Consider the following 22,053-nt stretch of genomic DNA (forward strand, 5'->3'; position numbering starts at 1 on the left):
TCTTGATGACGGTCTTCGAATACCACCATTAAACCGAAAACCCGCCCGAATTCCGCCGGTTCGAGCTGGCCGCCAGCACCTTCTTGCCCTGCGGGGTCAGCGCCCATTTGGCGCCCTGTGCGACCACCAGTCCCAGCGTGACGAGTTCGTCGCGGATCGGGTCGGTGGGGAGTTGGGGGCGGCGGTTCGACAGGCCTTCGAGCGTCGCGCGTTGCGGCTGGCTGAGGATGAGGAGCTTGGGTTTCTTGTCGGTCATTGTCTTTGCCTTGTTCTGTTTATTGGGCGGGGGCCTGTGCCCTGAGGTTGCTGGCCCACCCCGCTGCGCTAAGCCAGCAAGCTGGCAAGCTTCGCTGCCCCTCCCCTGAAGGGGAGGGGTTTGGTTATCACTCCGCGGCGATCCCGGCCTTGGCGAACATGTCTTCGCCCTCGTCGCCGGCGTCGTTCACCGCGGGGGCGTCGTCGCTGGTCTTGGCCTTTTTGCGGTTGTCGAAGCTCGACCACACGCTGTTCCATTCGCCGCGGGTTGCGCCCTTGCTGTATTCGGTGGCGCGGGTTTCGAAGAAGTTCGCGTGCTCGACGCCGTTGAGCAGCGGGGCGAGCCAGGGGAGGGGGTGTTCGTCGATCATGTAGATCGGCTGGAAACCCAGCTGCCCCAGGCGCCAGTCGGCGATGTAGCGGATGTAGCGCTTGATCTCCTTGGGCGTCATGCCGGGGACCTGGCCCTGTTCGAAGGCGAGGTCGATGAACGCATCCTCGAGCCGCACGGTCTTCTGGCAGGTGTCGATGATGTCTTCCTTCACCGCCTTGGTCAGGCAGCCGCGTTCCTTGGTGAAGGTGTGGAACAGCTTGATGATGCCTTCGCAGTGGAGGCTTTCGTCGCGGATCGACCAGCTGACGATCTGGCCCATGCCCTTCATCTTGTTGAAGCGCGGGAAGTTCATCAGCATCGCGAAGCTGGCGAAGAGCTGCAAGCCCTCGGTAAAGCCGCCGAACATCGCGAGGGTGCGCGCGATATCCTCGTCATTCTCGACCCCGAACTGCTGCATATAGTCGTGCTTGGCGCGCATCTCGTCATATTCGAGGAACATGCCATATTCGCTCTCGGGCATGCCGATGGTGTCGAGCAGGTGGCTGTACGCCGCGATATGGACGGTTTCCATGTTGCTGAACGCGGTCAGCATCATCTTGATCTCGGTCGGCTTGAACACGCGGCCATATTTGTCGTGGTAGCAATCCTGCACCTCGATATCGGCCTGGGTGAAGAAGCGGAAAATCTGGGTGAGCAGATTGCGTTCATGGTCGCTGATCTTCTGCGCCCAGTCGCGGCAATCCTCGCCCAGCGGCACTTCCTCGGGAACCCAGTGGATCTGCTGCTGGCGCTTCCAGAAATCGAACGCCCAGGGATATTCGAAGGGCTTGTAGGTCTTGCGGGCTTCTAGAAGGGGCATCAGTCTATCCTTGCGTTCGAACTTCATTCCCTCTCCCCTTGTGGGAGAGGGAGGGGCCCAAGGCGTCAGCCTTGGGAGGGTGAGGGGGCCAGGGCGGCGTCGATTTGTGCCAGCACTCCCTCGATATTCGTCATCACATCGTCATTCCAAAACCGGATCACCCGATAGCCTTCGCCTTCGATAAAGCGCGTGCGCGCTTCGTCATAGGCGACGGCTTCGCCATGTTGTCCCCCGTCGATTTCGATCACCAGCCGCGCGGCGTGCGATGCGAAATCGGCGAAATAGGGCCCGAGAGCTTGCTGGCGGCGAAACTTTGCGAGAGGGAAAGCCTCCCGCAAGGCGCGCCACATGCGCTTCTCTGCGTCGGTGGCTTCGCGGCGGAGCTTGCGTGCTCTTTCGGTCGTCCACCAAGGGAGGTCAGCTTTGCGGCCTCGCCCCCTCACCCTCCCATCGCCGCTCACGCGGCGACGGGCCCCTCCCTCTCCCACAAGGGGAGAGGGGTTTTATGCCTTATTGACAGGCCAGACACTCATCGTAATCGGTGCTCTCCAGCTGATACACCGGCGCTTCGGCGGTGTTGTCGGCCTCGACCCCGCCCGCGAAGCCGGCGCGCTGCACCGATTTCGACCGAAGGTAATAGAGCGATTTGATGCCGAGTTCCCACGCGCGATAGTGGAGCATGAGCAGGTCCCATTTCTCGACGTCGGCGGGGATGAACAGGTTCAGCGACGCGGCCTGGTCGATATAGGGGGTGCGGTCGGCGGCGAGTTCGAGCAGCCAGCGCTGGTCGATCTCGAAGCTGGTCTTGTAGCAGTCCTTCTCGTCCTGGGTCAGGAAGTCGAGGTGCTGGACGCTGCCGCCCTTTTCGAGGATCGAGTTCCACACATTGTCGCTGTTCTTCGCCTTGTCGACGAGCAGGCTTTCGAGGTGCGGGTTGCGGATCGAGAAGCTGCCCGAGAGCGTCTTGTGGGTGTAGATGTTCGCGGGGATCGGCTCGATGCACGCGCTGGTGCCGCCGCAGATGATCGAAATCGACGCGGTCGGCGCGATCGCCATCTTGCAGCTGAACCGCTCCATCACGCCCTGATCGGCGGCGTCGGGGCAGGGGCCGCGCTCGTTGGCGAGCAGCATCGACGCCTGATCGACCTGGGCGCGGATATGCTTGAAGACGCGCAGGTTCGACGATTTCGCCATCGCGCCCTCGAACGGCAGGCCGCGCGCCTGGAGGAAGCTGTGGAAGCCCATGACGCCGAGGCCAACCGAACGTTCGCGGCTGGCGCTATATTTTGCGCGCGCCATTTCGGGCGGGGCGCGGTCGATATAATCCTGCAGGACGTTGTCGAGCATGCGCATGACATCCTCGATGAACATCTTGTCGCCGTTCCACTCGTCCCAGGTTTCGAGGTTGAGCGACGAGAGGCAGCAGACCGCGGTGCGATCGTTGCCGAGATGGTCGCGGCCGGTCGGCAGCGTGATTTCGCTGCACAGGTTCGAGGTGGTGACCTTGAGCCCGAGATCGCGGTGATGCTTGGGCATCATGCGGTTCACCTGGTCGATGAAGATGATGTAGGGTTCGCCGGTCGCGAGGCGCGTTTCGACGAGCTTCTGGAACAGGCTGCGCGCGTCGACGGCGCCGCGGACGCTCTGGTCCTTGGGGCTGCGCAGGTTGAATTCGGTGCCGTCGCGGACGGCCTCCATGAACTCGTCGGTGATCAGCACGCCGTGGTGGAGGTTGAGCGCCTTGCGGTTGAAGTCGCCCGAGGGTTTGCGGATTTCGAGGAACTCCTCGATCTCGGGGTGCGAGATGTCGAGGTAGCAGGCGGCCGAGCCGCGGCGCAGGCTGCCCTGCGAGATGGCGAGGGTGAGCGAGTCCATCACGCGGACGAAGGGAATGATGCCGCTGGTCTTGCCGTTGAGGCCGACGGGCTCGCCGATGCCGCGCACGCTGCCCCAATAGGTGCCGATGCCGCCGCCGCGGCTGGCGAGCCAGACATTCTCGTTCCACGTCTCGACAATGCCTTCGAGGCTGTCGGGGACCGAGTTCAGATAGCAGCTGATCGGCAGGCCGCGGCCGGTGCCGCCGTTCGAGAGAACGGGGGTCGCGGGCATGAACCACAGCTTCGAGATATAGTCGTAGAGGCGCTGGGCGTGGTCCTGATCGTCGGCATAGGCCGACGCGACGCGCGCGAAGAGATCCTGATAGGATTCGCCGGGAAGCAGATAGCGGTCTTCGAGCGTTTCCTTGCCGAAGTCGGTGAGCAGCGCGTCGCGGCTGCGGTCGGTGACGACCTCGAACCGGCGCGCGTGGACTTTCGCCTCGCCGCTGTCGTTGAGCTTTGCCGTTGCGGGCGAATCGCCCTTTGATTCGGGGGCCGCCTGCGTGTCGTTTTTCGTCAATTCCATCGTCGCCACGTCGCTCGTCTCCACCCGGTCCGTTTCCCGAAAATCCATGTATCACGCCCTCGATTACACCGGCGCGCATCGCGCGCCTGTTCCTGTCTTGTTCGACTCGGGACGAAACCCCAGCCTAGCATCTAAACCGTCCTCGGGGGCACATATTTTTGGGCGCAAAACGCTCTTTCCCGTGCCCATGTCTCATGAGCGACGGAAAACCGCCATTTCCAGCCAAGCACTATTTCTTGGGGTGCCCCCGTGGTCTACCCACCATCCATAGTGCCACGTCGGCGCTGAGACGCAAGAGAGTAAATGACAGATTAGGGACTCGACTCGTCGCCATTTTGATTCGTTTCGTCGATGGCAAAGCACGCTTCGCGGAGTCGGGCCGCGGCTTTCCGCGGGTCCGGCGCGGGCGTGACAAAAGTGCCGCACCGGCAAAAATTTTTTCGGGTGACACAAGATATGGGGGAGCGGCTTTTCATCGCGGCGCGCAGCCTTTAGGCGGTGTGCCCTGGAAGCGCGTTGGGGGACAGGCACTTATGCTGGTGGGGATCGATCTGGGGACGACGAACAGCGCGGTCGCGGTGTGGCGCGACGGCGGCCCCGAACTGATTCCCAACGCGCTCGGCGACCTGCTCACCCCCTCGGCGGTCAGCGTCGGCGACGACGGCGCGCTGCTCGTCGGCCTTGCGGCGCGCGAGCGGCAGGCGACGCATCCCGAGGCGACGGCGACGATCTTCAAGCGGCGGATGGGCACGACCGAGGAAGCGCGATTGGGCAAGCGCCGCTATCGCCCCGAAGAGCTGTCGGCGATGGTGCTCGGCGCGCTCAAGGCCGATGCCGAGGCGTTTCTGGGCGAACCGGTCACCGGCGCGATCATCACCGTCCCCGCTTATTTCAACGACCGCCAGCGCAAGGCGACGCGGCGCGCGGGCGAACTCGCCGGGCTGAAGGTCGAGCGGCTGATCAACGAGCCGACCGCGGCGGCGCTGGCCTATGGCATCCACGAACTCGAGGAGGAACGGCCCTTCCTCGTCTTCGACCTGGGCGGCGGCACCTTCGACGTGTCGCTGGTCGAGATTTTCGACGGGGTGATCGAGGTGCGCGCCTCGGCGGGCGACAACCGGCTGGGCGGCGAGGATTTCAACGCGGCGATCGTCGCGCTGGCACGCGATGCGCTGGGCGAGGGGCTGAAGGCGAAGCCGGGCGACAGCGCGATGCTCGACGAGGTGATGCGTGCCGCCGCCGAACGCACCCGCCGCGCGCTGAGCGACGCCGACCGCGCGCCGTTCCAGATCGTGTGGAGGGGCGAGGCGTTCGAATGCGAGATTATCGGCGAGGCGTTCGAGGCGCGGGCGCAGCCGCTGATCGACCGATTGCGCGACCCGGTGCTGCGCGCGCTGCGCGACGGCAATGTGCGGGCGGAAGGCCTGTCGGAGATCGTGATGGTCGGCGGCGCGACGCGGATGCCGCTGGTCCGCCGCGCGGTGACGCGGATGTTCGGGCGCTTTCCCAACGCGCAGATCAACCCCGACCATGCGATCGCGCTGGGCGCGGCGGTGCAGGCGGGGCTGAAGAGCCGCGACGCGGCGCTGAAGGAGATCCGCCTGACCGATGTCTGCCCTTTCACGCTGGGGGTCGATACGGGGCACCGCGATGCGGGCGGCAAGGTGACCACCGGGCTGTTCTCGCCGATCATCGAACGCAACACGGTGATCCCGGCGAGCCGCAGCGAGGTCTATTCGCCGATGGAGGCGCACCAGCAGAGCGTGACCTTTGGTATCTATCAGGGCGAATCGCGCTTCGTCGCGCAGAACGTCAAGCTGGGGCAACTCGACGTGCCGTTGCCGCAGGGGCATGGCGGACAGATCGGCATCGCGGTGCGCTTCACCTATGACGTGTCGGGGCTGCTCGAGATCGACGTCGAAGTGCCGGGCACCGGAACACGGCGCCAGCTGGTGATCCGCGACGAGGAGGATCGCGAGAGCGAGGCCGATTTCGCCAAGCGCCGCAAGGCGCTGGAGGCGCTGAAGATCCATCCGCGCGAGGAAGCCGCGAACGCCGCGACGCTGGCGCGCGCCAACCAGCTGTTCGAAAACCGGCTGGGCTATGAGCGGCAACTGGTCGGCGAATGGATCGCGCAATTCGAAGCGGTGCTGGCGCGGCAGGAACCGCGCGAGATCGAGGCGGCACGGACCGAACTCGACAAGGCGGTCGACGGCATGGACGGAGAGCAGTTCCTGTGAGCCGCCGCCGGCCGCCGTGGAGCAGCCTGGGGATCGATCCGACGAGCGACGAGCGGGCGATCAAGCGCGCCTATGCCGGGAAGCTGAAAGAGATCGACGTCGAGGCCGAACCGGCGAAATTCATCGCGCTGCGCGGACGTCTGGAAGACGCGCTGCGACAAGCGCGCTGGATCGACGACGGCGCGATCGACGATGAGGGCATCGACTGGCCCGAGAATGCGCCGGACGACCCGGCAGGGCCAGGGGACAGCTTGGCGGCGGGTGACGGCTGGACGACCCTGTCCGGCGATCCGGTGGAGGCGGCGGTGCCATCGATCCGGACGCCCGAGCGGGCCAACCCTTGGGCCGCGCCCGCGGTGGATCCGGTCGCGGCGCGCTTCGCGGCGATCGAGGCGGCACTGGTGGCGGGCGGCGAGGGGCGCGAGCGGACCCTCGACCGCGAGATGCGCGCGCTGTGGGCCGAACCCGCGCTGGAGACGGTCGATGCGGCCGAGGATGCCGAGTATCGCCTCGCCCATCTCGCGCTCGACCATGGCGCCGACGCGTCTTATCTCTTGCGGCTGGCGAGCTGGCATTATGGCTGGGTGCGGCGTTCGCAGCGGGTCGGGACCGACTGGGCGATCCGCGAAGTCGGGCAGCGCGCCGCGGCCGAGCATTGGTTCCAGCAGATCGGCGAAGGCGTCATCGCCGGCCATGCGAAGCAGGTGATCGACGATATCGAACAGGCGCCGAGCGGCCGCTGGTGGCGCGACTTTTTCCCGAAGCGGCGGATCACCGCTTTCCTCGACGAGCTGCGACGGCGGCATCCCGAGGGCGAATACCGGTTCGATGCCGACATCGTCGCCGCGTGGGAGCGGATGAGCAATCCCGGCATTTCGCTGGGATCGTTGTTCGGACTCGTCGTGCTCGGCGCCATCGCGGCGATCGCGGCGAGCTGGATCGACCTCGATGCCGCCGCCGGCAATGCCGCCTTCTGGGTTTTTTTCCTGGCCGGGCTGGTCGGGCTTGCCGCGTATCGCTGGGGATTGCAGCGCATTCGCCCCACGCGCCCGTCGCGCTATGGCGGTCCGTTGACGGCGCGGCAGGCCGGCGCGCTCGCGCTGATGCTGGTGGTGTTCGCGCTTGCCGTTCTGCTGCCGCCGCATTGGGCGATCGGCATCGCGCTCGCGCTGGCGAATGTCGCGCTGTTGCCGCTCAGCGGGGCGGTGCTGCCGTCCGAGGACGAGCGCGATCCGGCGCTGTGGGGCCTGTACAACGGGCGCTATCCGATCATGGCGGCGGGGCTGTTCGGCGCCTTTGCGGTGGTCCATGCGCCCGAATGGGTTCAGGCGATCGCGCCCGGGCTGCTGGTCGTGGCGGCGGCGCAGTTGCTGCGCGAACGGCTGGTGGCGACATGGGAGGCCTTGCCCGCGACGATGCTCGGTGCGGTGCGAGTGGGCCTGTTGATCGCGGCGGTGATCGTGGTCGTTGCGGGGGCCCGAACCATGCCCGACCTGCCGGCCGCGCCGGTGGTGCTGGCGGGGATATTGCTGCTGCTGGTGCAGGACGCGGCGGTGAACGCCTGGCGTCCGCCGCTCTCCACCGCCTTCTACTTCGCCTATATCGTGCTGATCGTGCTGTTGATGGCGTTCCCTTTGCTCGTCCCGATGGCGCTCGTCGTGCGGCGGCTTGCCGACCGGCTGTTCATCAAGGGGTGAGGGAAGGGAGGATTGTATTGGGAAAGACGCGGACGTTTGTAACCTCGTCATCCCGGACTTGATCCGGGACCCGCCTTTCTTCTCCCCAGCGGCAAAGACTCGAACCCGAAATCCTCGGCGAGCTTGCGTCAGATCATATTCGAGGGCCGCAGCCCTCGCTTGATCCGCTCGTCGCGCAGGATCGCGGCGTCATCCTCGCGGGAAAAGGCAAGGCAGGCCCCGGATCAAGCCCGGGGTGACGATGGTGGCCGATGTCCGCAGCCCGTCGCTTGAAGAAGAGGCGGGGCCGCAATCGGTCGAGCGTTGCCAGGCCTCGTTCCGCCCGCCCGGTCGATTTCCACCACCCCAAACGAAAAAAAGGCCCCGGCGATGCCGGGGCCCTTTCTCTATTTCGTTCGGATTAGGCTTGGCCACCACCGCTACCGGTGCCGCCGCCGCCCATGAACCGCCAGAACCAACCCATGTGCTGTCTCCTAGATGCATCGCGTGCACTGCCCAAGCAGAGCAGTTAACAGGGCGTATACCCTAAGAGACGTGGTAAATCGAGTCTTAACTAGTTTTGGTACCATTTTGGTAACGATTAGGCGGAGCGGCTGTGCGGGGTGGTCGCGAGCGAGGTCGTGAGTTCGGTAAATAGTTGCGGTTTGCCAAGGTGATAGCCTTGGCCAACGTCGCAGCCGAGCTCTTCGAGCAGCGCCATGGTGGGGGCATCCTCGATGCCTTCGGCGACCGCGACGGCGCCGAGGCGGTGCGCGAGGTCGATCGTGGACTTAACCACTTCGAAGTTGCGCTGCGAATCGCGCATCGTCATCACGAAGCGCTTGTCGATCTTGATTTCGTCGGCTTCGATTTCGGTCAGATATTCGAGGTTCGACTGGCCGGTGCCATAGTCGTCGATCGACAGACGGATGCCCGCGCGGCGGAGTTGCGCAAGGGTCTGGCGCGCCTGGCGGCTGTTTTCGATCTGCGCGGTTTCGGTAATCTCGATCGTCAGCATTTCGGGCGGCAAATGATGCGCGGTCAGCATGACGCGGATCGTGCCGACAAGGTCGGCGTGGTCGAGGAGGGTGGCCGAGAGATTGACCGACATGTTGATCCGGAGTCCGCGGTCGCGCAGTTGCGCCGCCGAGCGGATCGCCTGGTCCATCACGAACAGGGTGAGGCGATAAATGTCCTGGCTCTTTTCAGCCTGGACGATGAATTCGTCGGGCGGGATCGGCCCGCGCGTCGGGTGGGTCCAGCGCGCGAGCGCCTCGACCCCGACAAGCTCGCGGGTGCGGATCTCATATTGCGGCTGGAAGGCGACCCAGATGTCGCCGCCGGTGAGTGCATCCTCGAGCTGCGAGTGGAAGCTGAGCTGCCAGCCGGCGTCTTCCTTCTGGCGCGGCGAATATTTGGTCCACAGCGCGCGGGTGCGGATCGCGCGTTCGGCGGCGACGAGCGCGGCGGCGAGGCGCTGCGCGTTCGATCCCTCGAACTCGTCGTTGACCCCGAAGGCGATCGCGACGTCGACGCGCAGCTCGCCGATCGTCAGCGGGGCGTTGAACAGCGCGGCGAGGCCGGCGAGATGTCCCTCGATCTGGCTGTGCTGATAATAGGGGACGAGCCAGGCGAAGGTGCCGTCGAGGTCGTGATGGAGCTGGGTGCCGTGGCACGCGAGCGTCAGGCGGCGTGCGACCTGGTCGACGAGCTGCTGGCTGCCCTCGCCGGGGAGGAAGGCGGCGAGATCCTCGAAATTGACGAGCTTGGCGGCGATAACCGTCGCGCTGCCGAAGGCGGGCTGCGTGCGCAGCGCTTCGAAATTGGGCAGGCCCGACACCGGGTTTTCGCGCTGGGCGGAGAAGCGGCGGCGCTTGCGGCTGACATTGGCGCTGACCGCCGCGATCAGGAACAGCGAGGCGCCGATCGAGGTGGTGATGAGCAGCGTCGTGAGCAGGACCTTGCCGACGATCGCGATCCCCACCGCGGCGAGCGCGACCGGGGCGTACCAGCGTTGAAAGCGCGGTAGCAGCGCGGCGAGCAGGAGCAAGGCGACGAACGCCAGCGGCGGCGCCCAGCCGATGTCGACCGGATTACCGCGCTTCAGCGTCTCGCCCGCGATCAGATGGATATAGGCACCGGGGACAAGGTCGTGGCCGGGCAGATAATGGGCGTCCTGAAAGGTCGAGGCGGTCGGCGCGAAAATGACGTCCTTGCCGCGGAGCTGCGCCGCACCGACGCGGCCGGCGAGCAGGTCGGCGGCGCCATATTGCGGGATGCTGCTGGTGTTGTACGAAAAATCGAGGCGGAAGCTTTTCGGTTCGGCCGAGCTTTTGCCGCCGAGCAGCGACGCGAAGCTGGGCAGCTTGCGGCCGTCGGCGACATAGGTGATCGGCACGTTCCACACCTGCCAATATTCGAAATCCCACGCGATGCTGGCGAGCTGCGCCTTGTCGCCGAACGCCGGGTTGGGAAAGATCGAGCGGCTGCGGTCGGTGCCGGGCATCGACTTGGTCGCGACCGCGAGCACGGCGCGGTCGCCCATCTTGCGCACCGCGGCGGTCAGCCGCGAGAAGTCGGGGTCCGATTCGCGGCGGTCGAAATAGAAATCGAGGAACATGCGCTTCGCGCCGGCCTTGTCGATCGCGCTGATCACCTCGCCATATTGGGTCATCGAAAAACTGCCGCCGGGGGTCTGGCCGAGCGTGCGATCGTCGAGCGCGACGATGACGATATCGCCCGAAACCGGGCGGTCGCCGACCCGGCTGGTCACCATCGCGATCAATCGGTCGGGAAGTTCGCCGATGCCCGACACGCCGACCGCGATGCTGAGCAGCAGCGCGAGCCCGAGGGTGCGCCAGCTGACGATCATCCTGTTGACACCAATCGGCACGCGCGCACGTCTCCCAGCGACTACCCCACGTGCCTAGGCCGCGATGGTTATCATCGCGTTAATCATGGGAAGGGTGGCTGGTTTGGGCGTGTTATCCCAGCGCAGGAAGCGCCGCGTCGCCGGCGAGAGCCGACGGGGCGAGGCCGACGGCGGCGGGGACGATCTGTTGCAGGTAGAAACGCGTCGAGGCGATTTTCGCTGCGAGGAAGGCGGCGTCGCCCTGGCCCTCTTCGAGCGCGGTTTTCGCCGCCTTGTGCTGCAGCGCCATCAGCCAGCCGCAGGTCGCGGTCGACAGCATGGTGAGATAGGGATAGCTGCCCGCGAGCCGGTCGCCGGTGGGGGCGGTGACCATCCAGTCGGTGACTGCGCGGCACGCGTCGACGAGTTGCTGCAATTCGGGGAAATCGGCCGCGCCACGGGCGATGTCGTCGATCAGTCCGCGGACGAGGTCGCCGCCCGCCATGCCGAGCTTGCGTCCGACGAGGTCGGCCGCCTGAATGCCGTTGGTGCCTTCGTAGATCGGGGCGATGCGGGCGTCGCGATAATGCTGCGCGGCGCCGGTTTCCTCGATGAAGCCCATGCCGCCATGGACCTGGATGCCGAGGCTGGCGACCTCGCAGCCGATGTCGGTGGCATGCGCCTTGACCAGCGGGATCAGGATTTCGGCGCGCATCGCGGCGCCCTCGTCGCCCAATTTGCCGAAGTCGATCTGGGCGGCGGCATAATAGGTCAGCGCGCGCGCGGCTTCGGTCTGGGCGCGCATCCGCCACAGCATGCGGCGGACGTCGGGGTGCTGGTCGATGGTGACCGGATTGCGGTCGGTGCCGCCGGCGAGCGCCGACTGGACGCGCTCTGCGGCGAAAGTCTGCGCCTGCTGGGTTGCGCGCTCGGCGATCTGGACCCCCTGGCAACCGACCATCAGGCGCGCGTTGTTCATCATCACGAACATTGCCCGCATGCCGCCCATTTCGGCGCCAACGATCTCGCCGAGGCAATCCTCGTCCTCGCCGTAAACCATCACTGCGGTCGGCGACCCGTGGATGCCGAGCTTGTGCTCGATCGACGCGCAATGGACGCCGTTCGAAATCGTCGAATTGCCGGCGGCGTCGAGGCGATATTTGGGGACGAGGAACAGCGAAATGCCGCGCGTTCCCTCCGGCGCACCGGGGGTGCGGGCGAGGACGAGGTGGACGATATTGTCGGTGAGGTCATGCTCGCCGAAGGTGATGAAGATTTTTTGCCCGCGGATCTTGTAGAGGCCGGCGTCGGGGCCTTCGGTGACCGCTTCGGCGGTCGAACGCAGCGCGCCGACGTCGCTGCCGGCGCTCGGTTCGGTCAGGTTCATCGTGCCGTTCCAGGCGCCCGACACGAGGTTCGGGAGCCAGGTCCGGCGCTGGTCCTCGGTGCCATAGGCCATCAGCGCGTGGATCGCGCCGGGGGTCAGGATGTTGCAGAGGGTGAAGCCCATGTCGGCGCTGCCGAGCGCCTCGATCACCACCGTGGCGAGGGTGAAGGGCAGGCCCTGCCCGCCATATTCGGTCGGGCCGTCGATGCTGCCCCAGCCGGCGTCGACGAACGCCCGATAGGCCTCCTTGAACCCCGGGGGCATAGTGACCTTGCCATTGTCCCATTTGGGATTCTGGACGTCGCCGACGCGGTTGAGCGGCGCATAGACCTCTGCCGCGAATTCGCCGATCCCGGTAACGATCGCCTCGACCATGTCGGGGGTCGCGTCGGCGAAACGCTCGTGCTGCGCCATCGCGTCGATGCGCGCGATATGGTCGAGGACGAAAAGTTGCTCGGTGGTCGGCGGCGTATAGGTCATGTGAGGGTCACCATCCGTTGCTGGCACGCTCGAGGCGTCGAAATGGCGAAGATATCGCCTTCGTGGGGCCGCTGCTGATGGTGGTTCCATCAGCAAGGCCGCACGGAGGCGAGATCGAAGCCATTTCGGCGTCCCTGCGGGATTTGGTCGATTTTGTCCATGGCTGCGTCAGCGAGCCTTGGAATATGTTTATATGCCTTCGTCTCGCTTCCTTGCCCTGAACAAAATCGCCTCAAACCTCGAGCGCGCCAGCAACGGATGGTGACCCTGCGTTCCCCTTTTAGGGATGATTCCACAGGTGGCGGCGCTATAGCGCGGCATGGCCGAGGGTCAAACAACACCGCTTACCTTCACCGATACCCGCGCTTTCTCCGCGGATGCAATCGCGCGCGCCGGGGGGCTGATCGGGGAGGGGTGGCCGGTCGCGGTGCCCACCGAGACGGTTTACGGTCTCGCCGCCGACGCGCGCAACGCGGCGGCGGTGGCGCGGATTTACGCGGCGAAGGGGCGGCCCGACTTCAACCCGCTGATCGTGCATGTGCCCGACCTCTCGGCGGCGGAAAAGCTGGGGGTGTTCGGCAAAGTCGAGCGGGCGCTGGCGGCGCGTTTCTGGCCGGGGCCGCTGACTTTGGTGGTGCCGCGCACGGTGGGCTGCCCGGTCGCGAGCATCGCGACGGCGGGGCTCGATACGATTGCGCTGCGGGTGCCGGGGCACCGCGCGATGCAGGCGCTGCTGGCGGCAAGCGGTGCCCCGCTCGCGGCGCCGAGCGCCAATGCGAGCGGCGGAGTGAGTCCGACCAAGGCAAGCCATGTGCTCGCGACGCTCGACGGGCGGATCGCGATGGTGATCGACGACGGGCCGACGACGGCGGGCGTCGAATCGACGATCGCGCGGGTGCGGGACGGCGCGGTCGAAGTGCTGCGCCCGGGGCCGGTGACGGCGGCGATGCTGGGCGAGGCGTCCGGGCTGGCGGTGACCGGGGTGAAGGGGGCCGAGATCGTCGCGCCGGGGATGCTGGCGAGCCATTATGCGCCGGGCAAGCCGGTGCGACTGGGGGCGGCGGATTTTGCGCCGGACGAATATGGGATCGGGTTCGGCGCGGTTTTGGGCGATTACCAGCTGAGCGTGGGGGGCGATTTGACCGAGGCGGCGGCGCGCCTGTTCGATGCGCTGCACGCGGGGGCGGCGAGCGCGAAGACGAAGATCGCGGTGGCGACGATCCCGCAGGACGGGCTGGGCGCGGCGATCAACGACCGGCTGTCGCGCGCGGCGGCCTAACTTCTCCCCTCCCGCGAGCGGGAGGGGGACTAAGCCGCCGCCGGCTCGACGGGATCGTCGTGCGGGACCTTGCGCGCCACGATCAAACACGCTGCGACGATCAGCAGCGCGCCGGCGATCGTCGGCCAGGTCACGCGTTCGTCGAAGAAGAACCAGCCGAACATCATCGCCCACAGGAAGCCGGTATATTCGGTGGTCGCGAGGATCTGCGCCTCGGCGCGGGCATAGGCCCAGCTCAGCAGCAGCAGCGACAGGGTCGCGAGGATCGCGGCGCCGAGGATATGCGGCGCATGGTCGCCGCCCGGCACCGCGAGGAACCAGGGCGCGCCGAGCGCGATGATCAGCGCGACGAAGAAATTCTGGAAAAAGGCGATTTCGAGCGGCTCGGCCATCTTCGCCTGCCGCCGCGCGAGGATGAGGTTATAGGCGTAGAGCATCGCCGAGAAAAACACCGCGCCGACCGCCCATAGCGCCTCGGGCGCATAGTCGCCGCGGCCCAATTTGCCCGCGACGATGACGAGCACCCCGGCGATGCCGAGCAGCGACGCGGCGATCGAACGCGGGCCGATCTTCTCGCCGAGGAACAGCGCCGCCATGTAGAGGGTGAGCAAGGGCGCGACGAAGGCGATCGCGATCGCCTCGGCCATCGGCAGCCGCGCGAGGCCCCAGAAGAAGCTCAATGCCATACCCGCGACGAACAGCGAGCGGACCGCGTGGATTTTCATCGTGGCGCGGTCGGGCATCGTCGGGCGGCTGACGGCATAGATCGCGCCGCTGACCAGCGCGCCGGTGCCGGTGCGCCACAGCACCGCGTTATACGCGCCGATGTCGATCGACAGCCCCTTCATAAGCACGTCCATCGCCGAGAAGGTCGCAATGCCGGCGCACGCGATCAGGAAGGGGATGGTAGGGGAGGGCGAATCGGGGCGCATGGCGGGCGCTGTACCCGACCTTCTCCCTTGAGGGGAGAAGGATAGGAAGCCTTATCGCCGCAGGCGATTAGGCGGACTTGGATGAGGGTGAGCGGAGCTTTGCTCCGCGCGAGCCAAGGGCTCGCAACCCCTCACCCAGCTGCGACCAGCCAGCAAGCTGGCAAGTCTTCGCAACCCTCTCCCCCAAGGGGAGAGGGAAAGCGTCACCGAAACGTCGCCATGCCCGCCCCGTCGATGTTGAGCTTCTGCCCCGAGCAATAGGGGTTGGCGTCCGACACGAACCATAGCACCGCCGCCGCGACATCGTCGGGCAGCGAGACGCGGCCGAAGGGGAATTTGGCGTCGAGGTGATGGATGTCGTCCTGCCCGGTGATCGCGCGTGCCAGCTTGTCGCCCATGTCGCTGACAGTCAGCGACGGCGAGACGATGTTGACCCGGATGCCGTTCGCCATCTCTTCCTTGGCCAGCGTCAGCGCGAGCGCCTCGCCCGCGGCCTTGCCCATATTATAGGGCGCGCCATTGGCGCTGTGGCTGAGCGTCGCGACGCTGGAAATGACGATGATGTCGCTGCGCGCATGGCTGCGCAGCTGCGGCAGCGCGAGGCGGCTGACGCGGTGCGGGCCGAGCGCATGGGTCGCGATGACGCGTTCGAGTTCGGCGGGATCGGTGTCGGCGACGGTGCGGCCGCGGCTGGCGATGCCGGCATTGTTGATCAGGATCGACAGCGGGCCGAGGTCGCTTTCGATCGCGGCGATCATCGCGGCGCAGGCATCCTCGTCGGTGACCGACGCCCGATAGGCTTTCGCCTTGCGCCCGAGCGCCTCGATCTCCGCGACGGTCGCGGCGGCGGCGTCGGCGTCGCGGGTGTAGTTGACCGCGATGTCGGCGCCTGCCCTCGCCAGCGCCAGCGCGATGCCGCGGCCGATGCCGCGCGAGGCGCCGGTGACGAGCGCGGTGCGCCCCGCAAGGTTGATCTCGGCCATGTCTCTCTCCCTATTGCATCAATTCGGTCTGGATTTCGGTCACATTGCGGCTCGCGGCGTTGCGCCATTTGGGCGCCGCCTTGCGGTTGAGGACATGGCCGCGCGCGTCGAGGATCGCGACCGTGGGCGTGCCCTTGATTTTCCTGAAGCCGAAGCGCGTCGGGATTTCCGGGTTCCGGCCGCGCCCGACCTGCGGCATGCCGATATCGACAAAGACGATATGGTAGCGGGTGGCGAGGGCGGCGGCGAGGTCGGCGCTGGTCACCGCATTGGCGAGCCAGGCGCTGTCGTGGCAATCGTTCGCCCCCATCACCAGCAGCACGCGCTTGCCCGACCGGCATGCCGCATGAAGCGCCGCGTCGACCGCCGCCATCGCGTCGGCATCGGGATCGAAGGCCGTGGTTTCATAGGGGGTGGCGACGCCGGGGATGCTGCGGAGCGGCGCGTCCTCGCTCGCCGAAACGGGCGTCAGCGGGAGCAGCAGGGCGGCGAAAGCGAGGGCGATTTTGCGCGTCATGGCCCGACGATAGGTTTCGCATGACGTTTCCGTCAACGTAAGATAGCCTTCCTCCCATGAGCTGGAAAAAAGAAGTCGACGAACTCGCCGCGCGCCGCGCCATGGCCGAGAAGATGGGCGGGGATGAAAAGGTCGCGCGCCAGCACGGGCGCGGCAAGATGGACGCGCGGGCGCGGCTCGATGCGATCGTCGACCCGGGCAGCTTTCGCGAGATCGGCAAGATCGCCGGGCGCGGAAAATATGACGCCGATGGCGAACTCGAGGATCTGGCGGCGAGCAATTTCATCTTCGGCCGCGCCAATATCGACGGGCGGCCGGTCGTCGCCTCGGCCGACGATTTCACCGTGCGCGGCGGCGCGGCCGATGCGGCGCTGCACCGCAAATTCGTCCAGTGCGAGGCGATGGCGCATGAATATCGCCTGCCGCTGATCCGCATGATCGACGGCACCGGCGGCGGTGGGTCGGTGAAGACGCTCGAGGATATGGGCTATACCTATATTCCGCATGTTCCGGGGTGGCATGAGATCATCGCCAATCTGGATACCGTGCCGGTGGTGGCGCTGGCGCTGGGACCGACCGCTGGGCTGGGCGCGGCGCGGGTGGTGGCGAGCCATTACAGCATCATGGTGCGTGGGCTGTCGCAGCTGTTCGCGGCGGGGCCGGCGGTCGCGGCGGCGATCGGCGATACGCTCGACCGCGAGGAACTGGGCGGGGTCGACGTGCATACGCGCAACGGCGTGGTCGACGACGAGGTCGCGAGCGAGGCTGAGGCGTTCGCGGCGGCGCGGCGCTTTTTGTCGTATTTGCCCTCGTCGATCCACGACCGCGCGGCGCGGACCGAATGCCGCGATCCGATCGACCGGCGCGAGGAAAGCCTGCTCTCGATCGTCCCGCGCGAGGCGAAGCAGGTCTATTCGATGCGGCGCATCGCGGGTGCGGTGTTCGATCAGGGCAGCTTTTTCGAGATGGGCGCGCGCTGGGGGCGAGCCGCGATCACCGCCTTTGCGCGGCTCGATGGCTATCCCGTGGCGGTGCTGGCGAGCGATCCGTCGTTCCTCGGCGGGTCGTGGGACGCGAAGACGAGCGAGAAGGCCGAGCGCTTCGTCAAGATGGCCGACCAGTTCCGGCTGCCGATCGTGCATCTGGTCGACAATCCGGGCTTCATGATCGGCGGCGAGGCCGAGCGCACGGGGACGATCCGTTACGGGGTGCAGGCGATGAACGCGATCTACCGCGCGACGGTGCCGCTCGCGTCGGTGGTGGTGCGCCGCGCTTACGGGATCGCGGGGAGCGCGATGTCGAACGCCGAACGCTTCCAGTACCGCTTCGCCTGGCCGTCCGGCGACTGGGGCAGCCTGCCGATCGAGGGCGGGGTCGAGGTCGCGTACAAGAGCGAGCTCGAGGCGGCGGCGGACCCCGCGGCGCATCTGGAAGCGATCCGCGAACGATTGAACCGCGTGCGATCGCCGTTCCGGACGGCGGAGAAATATGGGGTGGAGGATATCATCGACCCGCGCGATACGCGGCCGTTGCTGTGCGAGTTTGCCGAACTGGCGTGGCGGGTTCTCCGGTAAATTCGTCATTGCGAGCGCAGCGAAGCAATCCAGGGTTGCGTAACCCGCTCTGGATTGCTTCGCTGCGCTCGCAATGACGGGGTGAGGGGGCCGATGAGCACGCAACGCCATTACGGGATGGACTGGCTCCGCATCGGGGCGTTCGCGCTGCTGATCCTCTATCATATCGGCATGTATTTCGTGCCGTGGGGCTGGCATGTGAAGATCGCCCAGCCGCTCGATTGGGTGGCGATCCCGATGCTCGCGACGAACAGCTGGCGGCTTGCGCTGCTGTTCCTGGTGTCGGGTTATGCGAGCGCGGCGCTGTTCGCGAAGCTCGGCGGTCCGGGCGGTTTCGCGCGGTCGCGCAGCGCGCGGCTGTTGATCCCGCTAGTGTTCGGCATGGCGGTGATCGTCCCGCCGCAGCCATGGATCGACCTCAAGGGCCAGCACGGCTATCCGCACGGCTTCCTGTATTTCTGGCTGCACGATTATTTCGGCTTCCGGTTCATCGACGGCATCGCGCTGCCGACCTGGCAGCATCTGTGGTTCGTCGTGTACCTGTGGGTCTATACGATGCTCGCGGCACTGTTGCTGGCGCTGATCCCCGCCGCAGCGCGGGCGCGGATCGCCGACGGCGCGGCGCACCTTCTCGGCGGGTGGCGGCTGCTGGTCGTGCCGGCTTTCTGGTGGATCGCGCTCTACCTCGCCTTTCCCGACCATGACGAGACGCACGCGCTGTTCGACGACGGGCCGTCGCATCTTCATTATCTGGCGGCCTTCGGCATCGGCTGGCTGCTGCGCGTGCGGCCCGTCCTGTTCGAAGCGGTCGCGCGCTGGTGGAAGGTCGCGCTGGTCGTCGGGCTGCTCGCCTTCGTTCCCGTCGCGTGGGTCGAAGGAACATGGCCGGGCGACACGGTCGCGCCCGATTGGGTGTTCCTGCCCTATCATGTCGCGCGCAATATCAACGGCTGGCTGGTGATCGTCGCACTGGCCGGGATTGCCGATCGCTTCTGGAACCGCGACCATCCGAGCCGCGCGATGCTCGCCGAGGCGGTGTTCCCATTCTACATCATTCACCAGACGATCATCGTTGTGGTCGGCTGGTGGCTGTTGCAGGCGGGGGTCGGTGCGTTGCCGTCGTTCGTGGTGCTGCTCGCGGCGACCGTCACGGGATGCTGGCTTTTCTACCGGATCGGGCGCAGCATCACCTGGCTGCGGCCGCTGATCGGACTGCAGCGCCGATAGGGGAGAGCGGGCATGGGTGCAGCGAAGGGCATTATCGCGGTCATCGGGATCGCGGCGATCATGATGGGCGGGCTGTGGATCCTGCAGGGACTCGACATCGTGCGCTGGCCGGCGAGCAGTTTCATGCTCGGCGACACGACCTGGACGCGCAACGGCACGGTGCTCGCGGTGGTCGGCGTGTTCCTGATCTGGTTCGCGCGCAAGAAGCCGTGAATCGCGTTCGACTACAAATGTAGTTGATCTGTATTGATGATGTGATACACCTTCGTCCGACCGGGGTTGGATTGGAGACCAAGATGATTCGTTCGCCGCGCCTTTTTCCTGCCCTTTTGCTTGCGGGGATGGCGGCGTTACCGCTTGCCGCGTCATCCCCGGCGCTCGCCGCCGACGAGGCCGCGCCGGTGAGCGCCCCCATCAGCGCAAACGCCGTCGCCGAAGCCTATGCCGCGCTGCTCGCGCGCGACTATGTCTATCCCGAGACCGGCGAGCGTTATGCCGCCGCGATCCGCGCCGCGATCAAGGCGGGCCGCTATGCGCCGCTGACCGGCGAGGCGCTCGGCCGCGCGATCGACGCCGATATCAATGCGGTGTCGCCCGACGGGCATCTGCGGTTGCGCACGCCGCTCGCCGCCCCGCCGGCGGGAGCAGTGCCCGGCGCGCCCGCGCCGATGCCGCGCCCGAAAAAGGTCCCGGTCGAGCAGCCGGGCTGGATCGCCCCCGGCATCGCCTTCGTCCGCTTCAACGTCTTTCCCGACGATGCCGCGGTGACCGCCGAAGCCGCCAAGTTCATGGCCGACCATGCCGATGCGAAGGCGATCATTTTCGACATCCGGACGCATAATGGCGGCGGGCTCGCGCAGATGGACGTCATCTTTCCCTGGCTGTTCGGCCAGGAGACGCGGCTGGTGACGATGGCGACGCGCGCCTCGGTCGATGCGCGCGGCGGATCGCCGATCGACGGGGTGCCGTCGATGCGGCCGGTCACGGGCGATGCGGCGATGGTGACGCGCGAACATTGGGCGACGCCGAATAGCGACACGCGGCTGCGCGATGCGAAGGTCTATGTGCTGACCTCGGGCGCGAGCGCGTCGGCGGCCGAGCATTTTGCGCTCGCGATGAAGCATACCGGGCGCGGCGTGCTGGTCGGCGATCCGACCGCGGGTGCCAATCATTTCGGGTTCGGCGAGGATCTGGGCGGCGGCTATGGCGCCTTCATCCCGGTCGGGCGCACCTATGATCCCACGACCGGCAAGGATTGGGAAGGCAGCGGCGTGCTGCCCGACATCCAGGTCGCCCCCGCAGAGGCGCTCGAACGCGCGCTGACCGAGCTGGGCGTCGATGCCGCCGAGGCGAAGCGCCTGTCCGACGCGCACAAGCCGGGCTGGCCGATGGAGCGGCGGCGCCCCAAGCCCGCGGGCTGACCGCACCCCGATTTGCCGGATTGATCCGCGCCGTTCGTCCGTTCGTCGGCATCGCAAGTGTGTTGGCAGAATAATACACGTTTGACTTGTGCAAATTCTCTATGCCGCGCGTGCATCCGATCATCGGGTTGCTGGCGTCTAGCTGCTGTCATCTGTCGCCACAAAGGGAGGAATATCATGTCGCGTCCGGCACTGCTTCGCAGCACCAGCTATTTTTTCGCCGCCTTCGGGCTTGCCGTCGCCGGGGTAGCGGTCGCGCTGCCGGTCGAACCCGCGCACGCGCAGGTCGCGGCGGTCGAGCCCGGCCGCCCCGCCGCCGACAAGGCGCAGGATGTGAATCGCAAGCCCGGGATGATGGTCAAGTTCGCGCGGATCAAGCGCGGCGACACCGTCGTCGAAATCCTGCCCGGCGAGGGCTATTTCACCCGCATCTTTTCGAACGCGGTGGGGCCGAAGGGCAAGGTCTATGCGACCGAGCTGCGCGACCCGGCGAAGGCGCAGGCGATCGCCGCCGAACCGGGGCGCGGCAATATCGAGGTGTTCACCGGCAAGCTCGACGACATTGCCCCGGCGGGTGTCGCCGACGTCGTCTGGACGTCGCGCAACTATCACGACCTGAAAGGGCCGAAGGTCCCCGCCGATGGCGCCGCGCGGATCAACAAGGCGGCGTTCGCGGCGCTCAAGCCTGGCGGCTATTATGTCGTGCTCGACCATAGCGCCGCGGCCGGATCGGGGCTGCGCGACGTCGACACGCTGCACCGCATCGACGCCGAGGCGGTGAAGGCCGAGGTACTCGCGGCGGGTTTCGTGCTTGAGGGTGAAAGCCCGATGCTGATCAACAAGGCCGATACACGCACGCTGCCGGTGTTCGACGATGCGATCAAGGGCAGGACCGACCAGTTCGTGCTGCGGTTCAAGAAGCCGGGGTGAGATTTCCCCTCCCTGCAAGGGGTGGGTAGGGCGGACAGCGCGGACGCTCGCTTTGCTCGCGACCCACCCCCAACCCCTCCCTTGCAGGGAGGGGAGTTAGCTGCGTGCCAGCCTGGTCAGCGCGTCGCCGTCGACGCGCATCACGGTCCATTCGTCCATCAGCTTCGCATCGAGGCTCCGGTAGAAACCGATCGCGGGGGCGTTCCAGTCGAGCACCGACCATTCGAGCCGCGCGCAGTCGCGCTCCACGCAGAGCTTCGCGAGATGCGCGAGCAGCGCCTTGCCGAGCCCCGATCCGCGCGCGGCGGGGCGGACGAACAGATCCTCGAGATAGATCCCCGGCTTGCCCTCGAAGGTCGAAAAATTGTGGAAGAAGAGCGCGAAGCCCTGCGGCGCCCCGTCGATCTCGCCGATCACCACCTCGGCATAGGGTCGTGCGCCGAACAGCCGGTCGCCGAACGCTGCCTCGTCGAAGCGCACCTCATGCGCGAGCTTTTCATAATCGGCGAGGTCGCGAATGAACTGCGCGATGAGCGGCAGGTCGGCGGCTGCGGCGGGGCGGATGGCGAGGGTCATCGCCCCCCTGTGTCGGGCGGGCCCGCGCCTGTCAAACCCTTCAGCCACCGTTGCCGCTCTTCGCGGGCGCGTTGGCCGACCGGACCGATCCGTCGGCGAACACGGCATTGATGCCGCCGGTGCACAGGC

The 22,053-nt window shown here is 66.6% G+C and carries 19 protein-coding genes; 8 read left to right on the top strand and 11 right to left on the bottom strand.

What is annotated here, in order from left to right; all coding sequences use genetic code 11:
* Nucleotides 1–28: 28 nt before the first annotated feature.
* The 4 genes from AC07U1_RS09895 to AC07U1_RS09910 form a co-directional block, all read right to left on the bottom strand.
* Nucleotides 29–256: a hypothetical protein gene (locus AC07U1_RS09895; RefSeq protein WP_056346149.1), complete on the bottom strand. Its 228-nt coding sequence runs from the start codon at nucleotides 254–256 to the stop codon at nucleotides 29–31.
* 127 nt (nucleotides 257–383) lie between these two features.
* On the bottom strand, nucleotides 384–1,448 hold the full coding sequence (locus AC07U1_RS09900; protein WP_056347227.1) for a ribonucleotide-diphosphate reductase subunit beta: 1,065 nt from the start codon (nucleotides 1,446–1,448) through the stop codon (nucleotides 384–386).
* 65 nt (nucleotides 1,449–1,513) lie between these two features.
* The gene (locus AC07U1_RS09905) at nucleotides 1,514–1,798 is read right to left on the bottom strand and encodes an endonuclease domain-containing protein (RefSeq protein ID WP_495176640.1); all 285 of its coding nucleotides are present in this window, start codon (nucleotides 1,796–1,798) and stop codon (nucleotides 1,514–1,516) included.
* Nucleotides 1,799–1,958: 160 nt separating this feature from the next.
* Nucleotides 1,959–3,899 (bottom strand): ribonucleoside-diphosphate reductase subunit alpha, encoded by a 1,941-nt coding sequence (locus AC07U1_RS09910; RefSeq protein WP_056346153.1) that lies wholly within the window; start codon nucleotides 3,897–3,899, stop codon nucleotides 1,959–1,961.
* Between the two features lie 485 nt (nucleotides 3,900–4,384).
* On the opposite strand from AC07U1_RS09910, the gene AC07U1_RS09915 reads away from it, so the two are divergent.
* Nucleotides 4,385–6,091 (top strand): Hsp70 family protein, encoded by a 1,707-nt coding sequence (locus AC07U1_RS09915; RefSeq protein WP_495176639.1) that lies wholly within the window; start codon nucleotides 4,385–4,387, stop codon nucleotides 6,089–6,091.
* Nucleotides 6,088–7,788, top strand: coding sequence for a hypothetical protein (locus AC07U1_RS09920; protein WP_495176638.1), 1,701 nt, complete (start codon nucleotides 6,088–6,090; stop codon nucleotides 7,786–7,788). Before AC07U1_RS09915 ends, AC07U1_RS09920 begins: the two co-directional genes overlap by 4 nt.
* 580 nt (nucleotides 7,789–8,368) lie before the next feature.
* On the opposite strand, the gene AC07U1_RS09925 is transcribed toward AC07U1_RS09920, so the two are convergent.
* The gene (locus tag AC07U1_RS09925; RefSeq protein ID WP_187142114.1) at nucleotides 8,369–10,660 is read right to left on the bottom strand and encodes an EAL domain-containing protein; all 2,292 of its coding nucleotides are present in this window, start codon (nucleotides 10,658–10,660) and stop codon (nucleotides 8,369–8,371) included.
* A 91-nt stretch (nucleotides 10,661–10,751) separates the two neighbouring features.
* Nucleotides 10,752–12,485, bottom strand: coding sequence for an acyl-CoA dehydrogenase (locus tag AC07U1_RS09930; RefSeq protein WP_495176637.1), 1,734 nt, complete (start codon nucleotides 12,483–12,485; stop codon nucleotides 10,752–10,754).
* 319 nt (nucleotides 12,486–12,804) lie between these two features.
* Here AC07U1_RS09930 and AC07U1_RS09935 point away from each other — a divergent pair, with 319 nt between their 5' ends.
* Nucleotides 12,805–13,764 carry an L-threonylcarbamoyladenylate synthase gene (locus AC07U1_RS09935; protein ID WP_495176636.1) on the top strand — a complete coding sequence of 320 codons (960 nt, stop codon included), beginning with the start codon at nucleotides 12,805–12,807 and terminating at the stop codon, nucleotides 13,762–13,764.
* A gap of 29 nt (nucleotides 13,765–13,793) precedes the next feature.
* Here the strand turns inward: AC07U1_RS09935 and AC07U1_RS09940 are convergent, their stop codons facing one another.
* The 3 genes from AC07U1_RS09940 to AC07U1_RS09950 form a co-directional block, all read right to left on the bottom strand.
* Nucleotides 13,794–14,696: a DMT family transporter gene (locus AC07U1_RS09940; RefSeq protein WP_495176635.1), complete on the bottom strand. Its 903-nt coding sequence runs from the start codon at nucleotides 14,694–14,696 to the stop codon at nucleotides 13,794–13,796.
* A gap of 203 nt (nucleotides 14,697–14,899) precedes the next feature.
* Complete coding sequence (locus AC07U1_RS09945) at nucleotides 14,900–15,679, bottom strand: SDR family NAD(P)-dependent oxidoreductase (RefSeq protein ID WP_495176634.1); 780 nt, start codon at nucleotides 15,677–15,679, stop codon at nucleotides 14,900–14,902.
* Nucleotides 15,680–15,689: 10 nt separating this feature from the next.
* Nucleotides 15,690–16,196, bottom strand: a complete 507-nt coding sequence (locus tag AC07U1_RS09950) for a thioredoxin family protein (RefSeq protein WP_495176633.1) — start codon at nucleotides 16,194–16,196, stop codon at nucleotides 15,690–15,692.
* Nucleotides 16,197–16,252: 56 nt separating this feature from the next.
* On the opposite strand from AC07U1_RS09950, the gene AC07U1_RS09955 reads away from it, so the two are divergent.
* From AC07U1_RS09955 to AC07U1_RS09975, 5 genes are all read left to right on the top strand, one after another.
* Complete coding sequence (locus tag AC07U1_RS09955; RefSeq protein ID WP_187142107.1) at nucleotides 16,253–17,770, top strand: acyl-CoA carboxylase subunit beta; 1,518 nt, start codon at nucleotides 16,253–16,255, stop codon at nucleotides 17,768–17,770.
* Nucleotides 17,771–17,863: 93 nt separating this feature from the next.
* Nucleotides 17,864–18,997 carry an acyltransferase family protein gene (locus AC07U1_RS09960; RefSeq protein WP_495176632.1) on the top strand — a complete coding sequence of 378 codons (1,134 nt, stop codon included), beginning with the start codon at nucleotides 17,864–17,866 and terminating at the stop codon, nucleotides 18,995–18,997.
* A 12-nt stretch (nucleotides 18,998–19,009) separates the two neighbouring features.
* Nucleotides 19,010–19,210 carry a hypothetical protein gene (locus tag AC07U1_RS09965; RefSeq protein WP_056346175.1) on the top strand — a complete coding sequence of 67 codons (201 nt, stop codon included), beginning with the start codon at nucleotides 19,010–19,012 and terminating at the stop codon, nucleotides 19,208–19,210.
* Between the two features lie 128 nt (nucleotides 19,211–19,338).
* On the top strand, nucleotides 19,339–20,418 hold the full coding sequence (locus AC07U1_RS09970; RefSeq protein ID WP_495197689.1) for a S41 family peptidase: 1,080 nt from the start codon (nucleotides 19,339–19,341) through the stop codon (nucleotides 20,416–20,418).
* A gap of 177 nt (nucleotides 20,419–20,595) precedes the next feature.
* Complete coding sequence (locus AC07U1_RS09975) at nucleotides 20,596–21,348, top strand: class I SAM-dependent methyltransferase (RefSeq protein WP_056346180.1); 753 nt, start codon at nucleotides 20,596–20,598, stop codon at nucleotides 21,346–21,348.
* Between the two features lie 96 nt (nucleotides 21,349–21,444).
* Here the strand turns inward: AC07U1_RS09975 and AC07U1_RS09980 are convergent, their stop codons facing one another.
* The gene (locus AC07U1_RS09980; protein ID WP_495176630.1) at nucleotides 21,445–21,924 is read right to left on the bottom strand and encodes a GNAT family N-acetyltransferase; all 480 of its coding nucleotides are present in this window, start codon (nucleotides 21,922–21,924) and stop codon (nucleotides 21,445–21,447) included.
* Nucleotides 21,925–21,964: 40 nt separating this feature from the next.
* Nucleotides 21,965–22,051, bottom strand: a complete 87-nt coding sequence (locus tag AC07U1_RS09985) for an H-X9-DG-CTERM domain-containing protein (RefSeq protein ID WP_495177464.1) — start codon at nucleotides 22,049–22,051, stop codon at nucleotides 21,965–21,967.
* Nucleotides 22,052–22,053: the final 2 nt, after the last annotated feature.

The sequence above is a fragment of the Sphingopyxis sp. GW821-FHT02C12 genome (assembly GCF_059421785.1).

Excerpts from the sequence above, each read along its gene's own strand:
- AC07U1_RS09895 (WP_056346149.1), bottom strand. The coding sequence starts at position 256 with ATGACCGACAAGAAACCCAAGCTCCTCATCCTCAGCCAGCCGCAACGC.
- AC07U1_RS09900 (WP_056347227.1), bottom strand. The coding sequence starts at position 1,448 with ATGCCCCTTCTAGAAGCCCGCAAGACCTACAAGCCCTTCGAATATCCC.
- AC07U1_RS09905 (WP_495176640.1), bottom strand. The coding sequence starts at position 1,798 with ATGTGGCGCGCCTTGCGGGAGGCTTTCCCTCTCGCAAAGTTTCGCCGC.
- AC07U1_RS09910 (WP_056346153.1), bottom strand. The coding sequence starts at position 3,899 with ATGGATTTTCGGGAAACGGACCGGGTGGAGACGAGCGACGTGGCGACG.
- AC07U1_RS09915 (WP_495176639.1), top strand. The coding sequence starts at position 4,385 with ATGCTGGTGGGGATCGATCTGGGGACGACGAACAGCGCGGTCGCGGTG.
- AC07U1_RS09930 (WP_495176637.1), bottom strand. The coding sequence starts at position 12,485 with ATGACCTATACGCCGCCGACCACCGAGCAACTTTTCGTCCTCGACCAT.
- AC07U1_RS09935 (WP_495176636.1), top strand. The coding sequence starts at position 12,805 with ATGGCCGAGGGTCAAACAACACCGCTTACCTTCACCGATACCCGCGCT.
- AC07U1_RS09940 (WP_495176635.1), bottom strand. The coding sequence starts at position 14,696 with ATGCGCCCCGATTCGCCCTCCCCTACCATCCCCTTCCTGATCGCGTGC.
- AC07U1_RS09945 (WP_495176634.1), bottom strand. The coding sequence starts at position 15,679 with ATGGCCGAGATCAACCTTGCGGGGCGCACCGCGCTCGTCACCGGCGCC.
- AC07U1_RS09950 (WP_495176633.1), bottom strand. The coding sequence starts at position 16,196 with ATGACGCGCAAAATCGCCCTCGCTTTCGCCGCCCTGCTGCTCCCGCTG.
- AC07U1_RS09955 (WP_187142107.1), top strand. The coding sequence starts at position 16,253 with ATGAGCTGGAAAAAAGAAGTCGACGAACTCGCCGCGCGCCGCGCCATG.
- AC07U1_RS09960 (WP_495176632.1), top strand. The coding sequence starts at position 17,864 with ATGAGCACGCAACGCCATTACGGGATGGACTGGCTCCGCATCGGGGCG.
- AC07U1_RS09965 (WP_056346175.1), top strand. The coding sequence starts at position 19,010 with ATGGGTGCAGCGAAGGGCATTATCGCGGTCATCGGGATCGCGGCGATC.
- AC07U1_RS09970 (WP_495197689.1), top strand. The coding sequence starts at position 19,339 with ATGGCGGCGTTACCGCTTGCCGCGTCATCCCCGGCGCTCGCCGCCGAC.
- AC07U1_RS09975 (WP_056346180.1), top strand. The coding sequence starts at position 20,596 with ATGTCGCGTCCGGCACTGCTTCGCAGCACCAGCTATTTTTTCGCCGCC.
- AC07U1_RS09980 (WP_495176630.1), bottom strand. The coding sequence starts at position 21,924 with ATGACCCTCGCCATCCGCCCCGCCGCAGCCGCCGACCTGCCGCTCATC.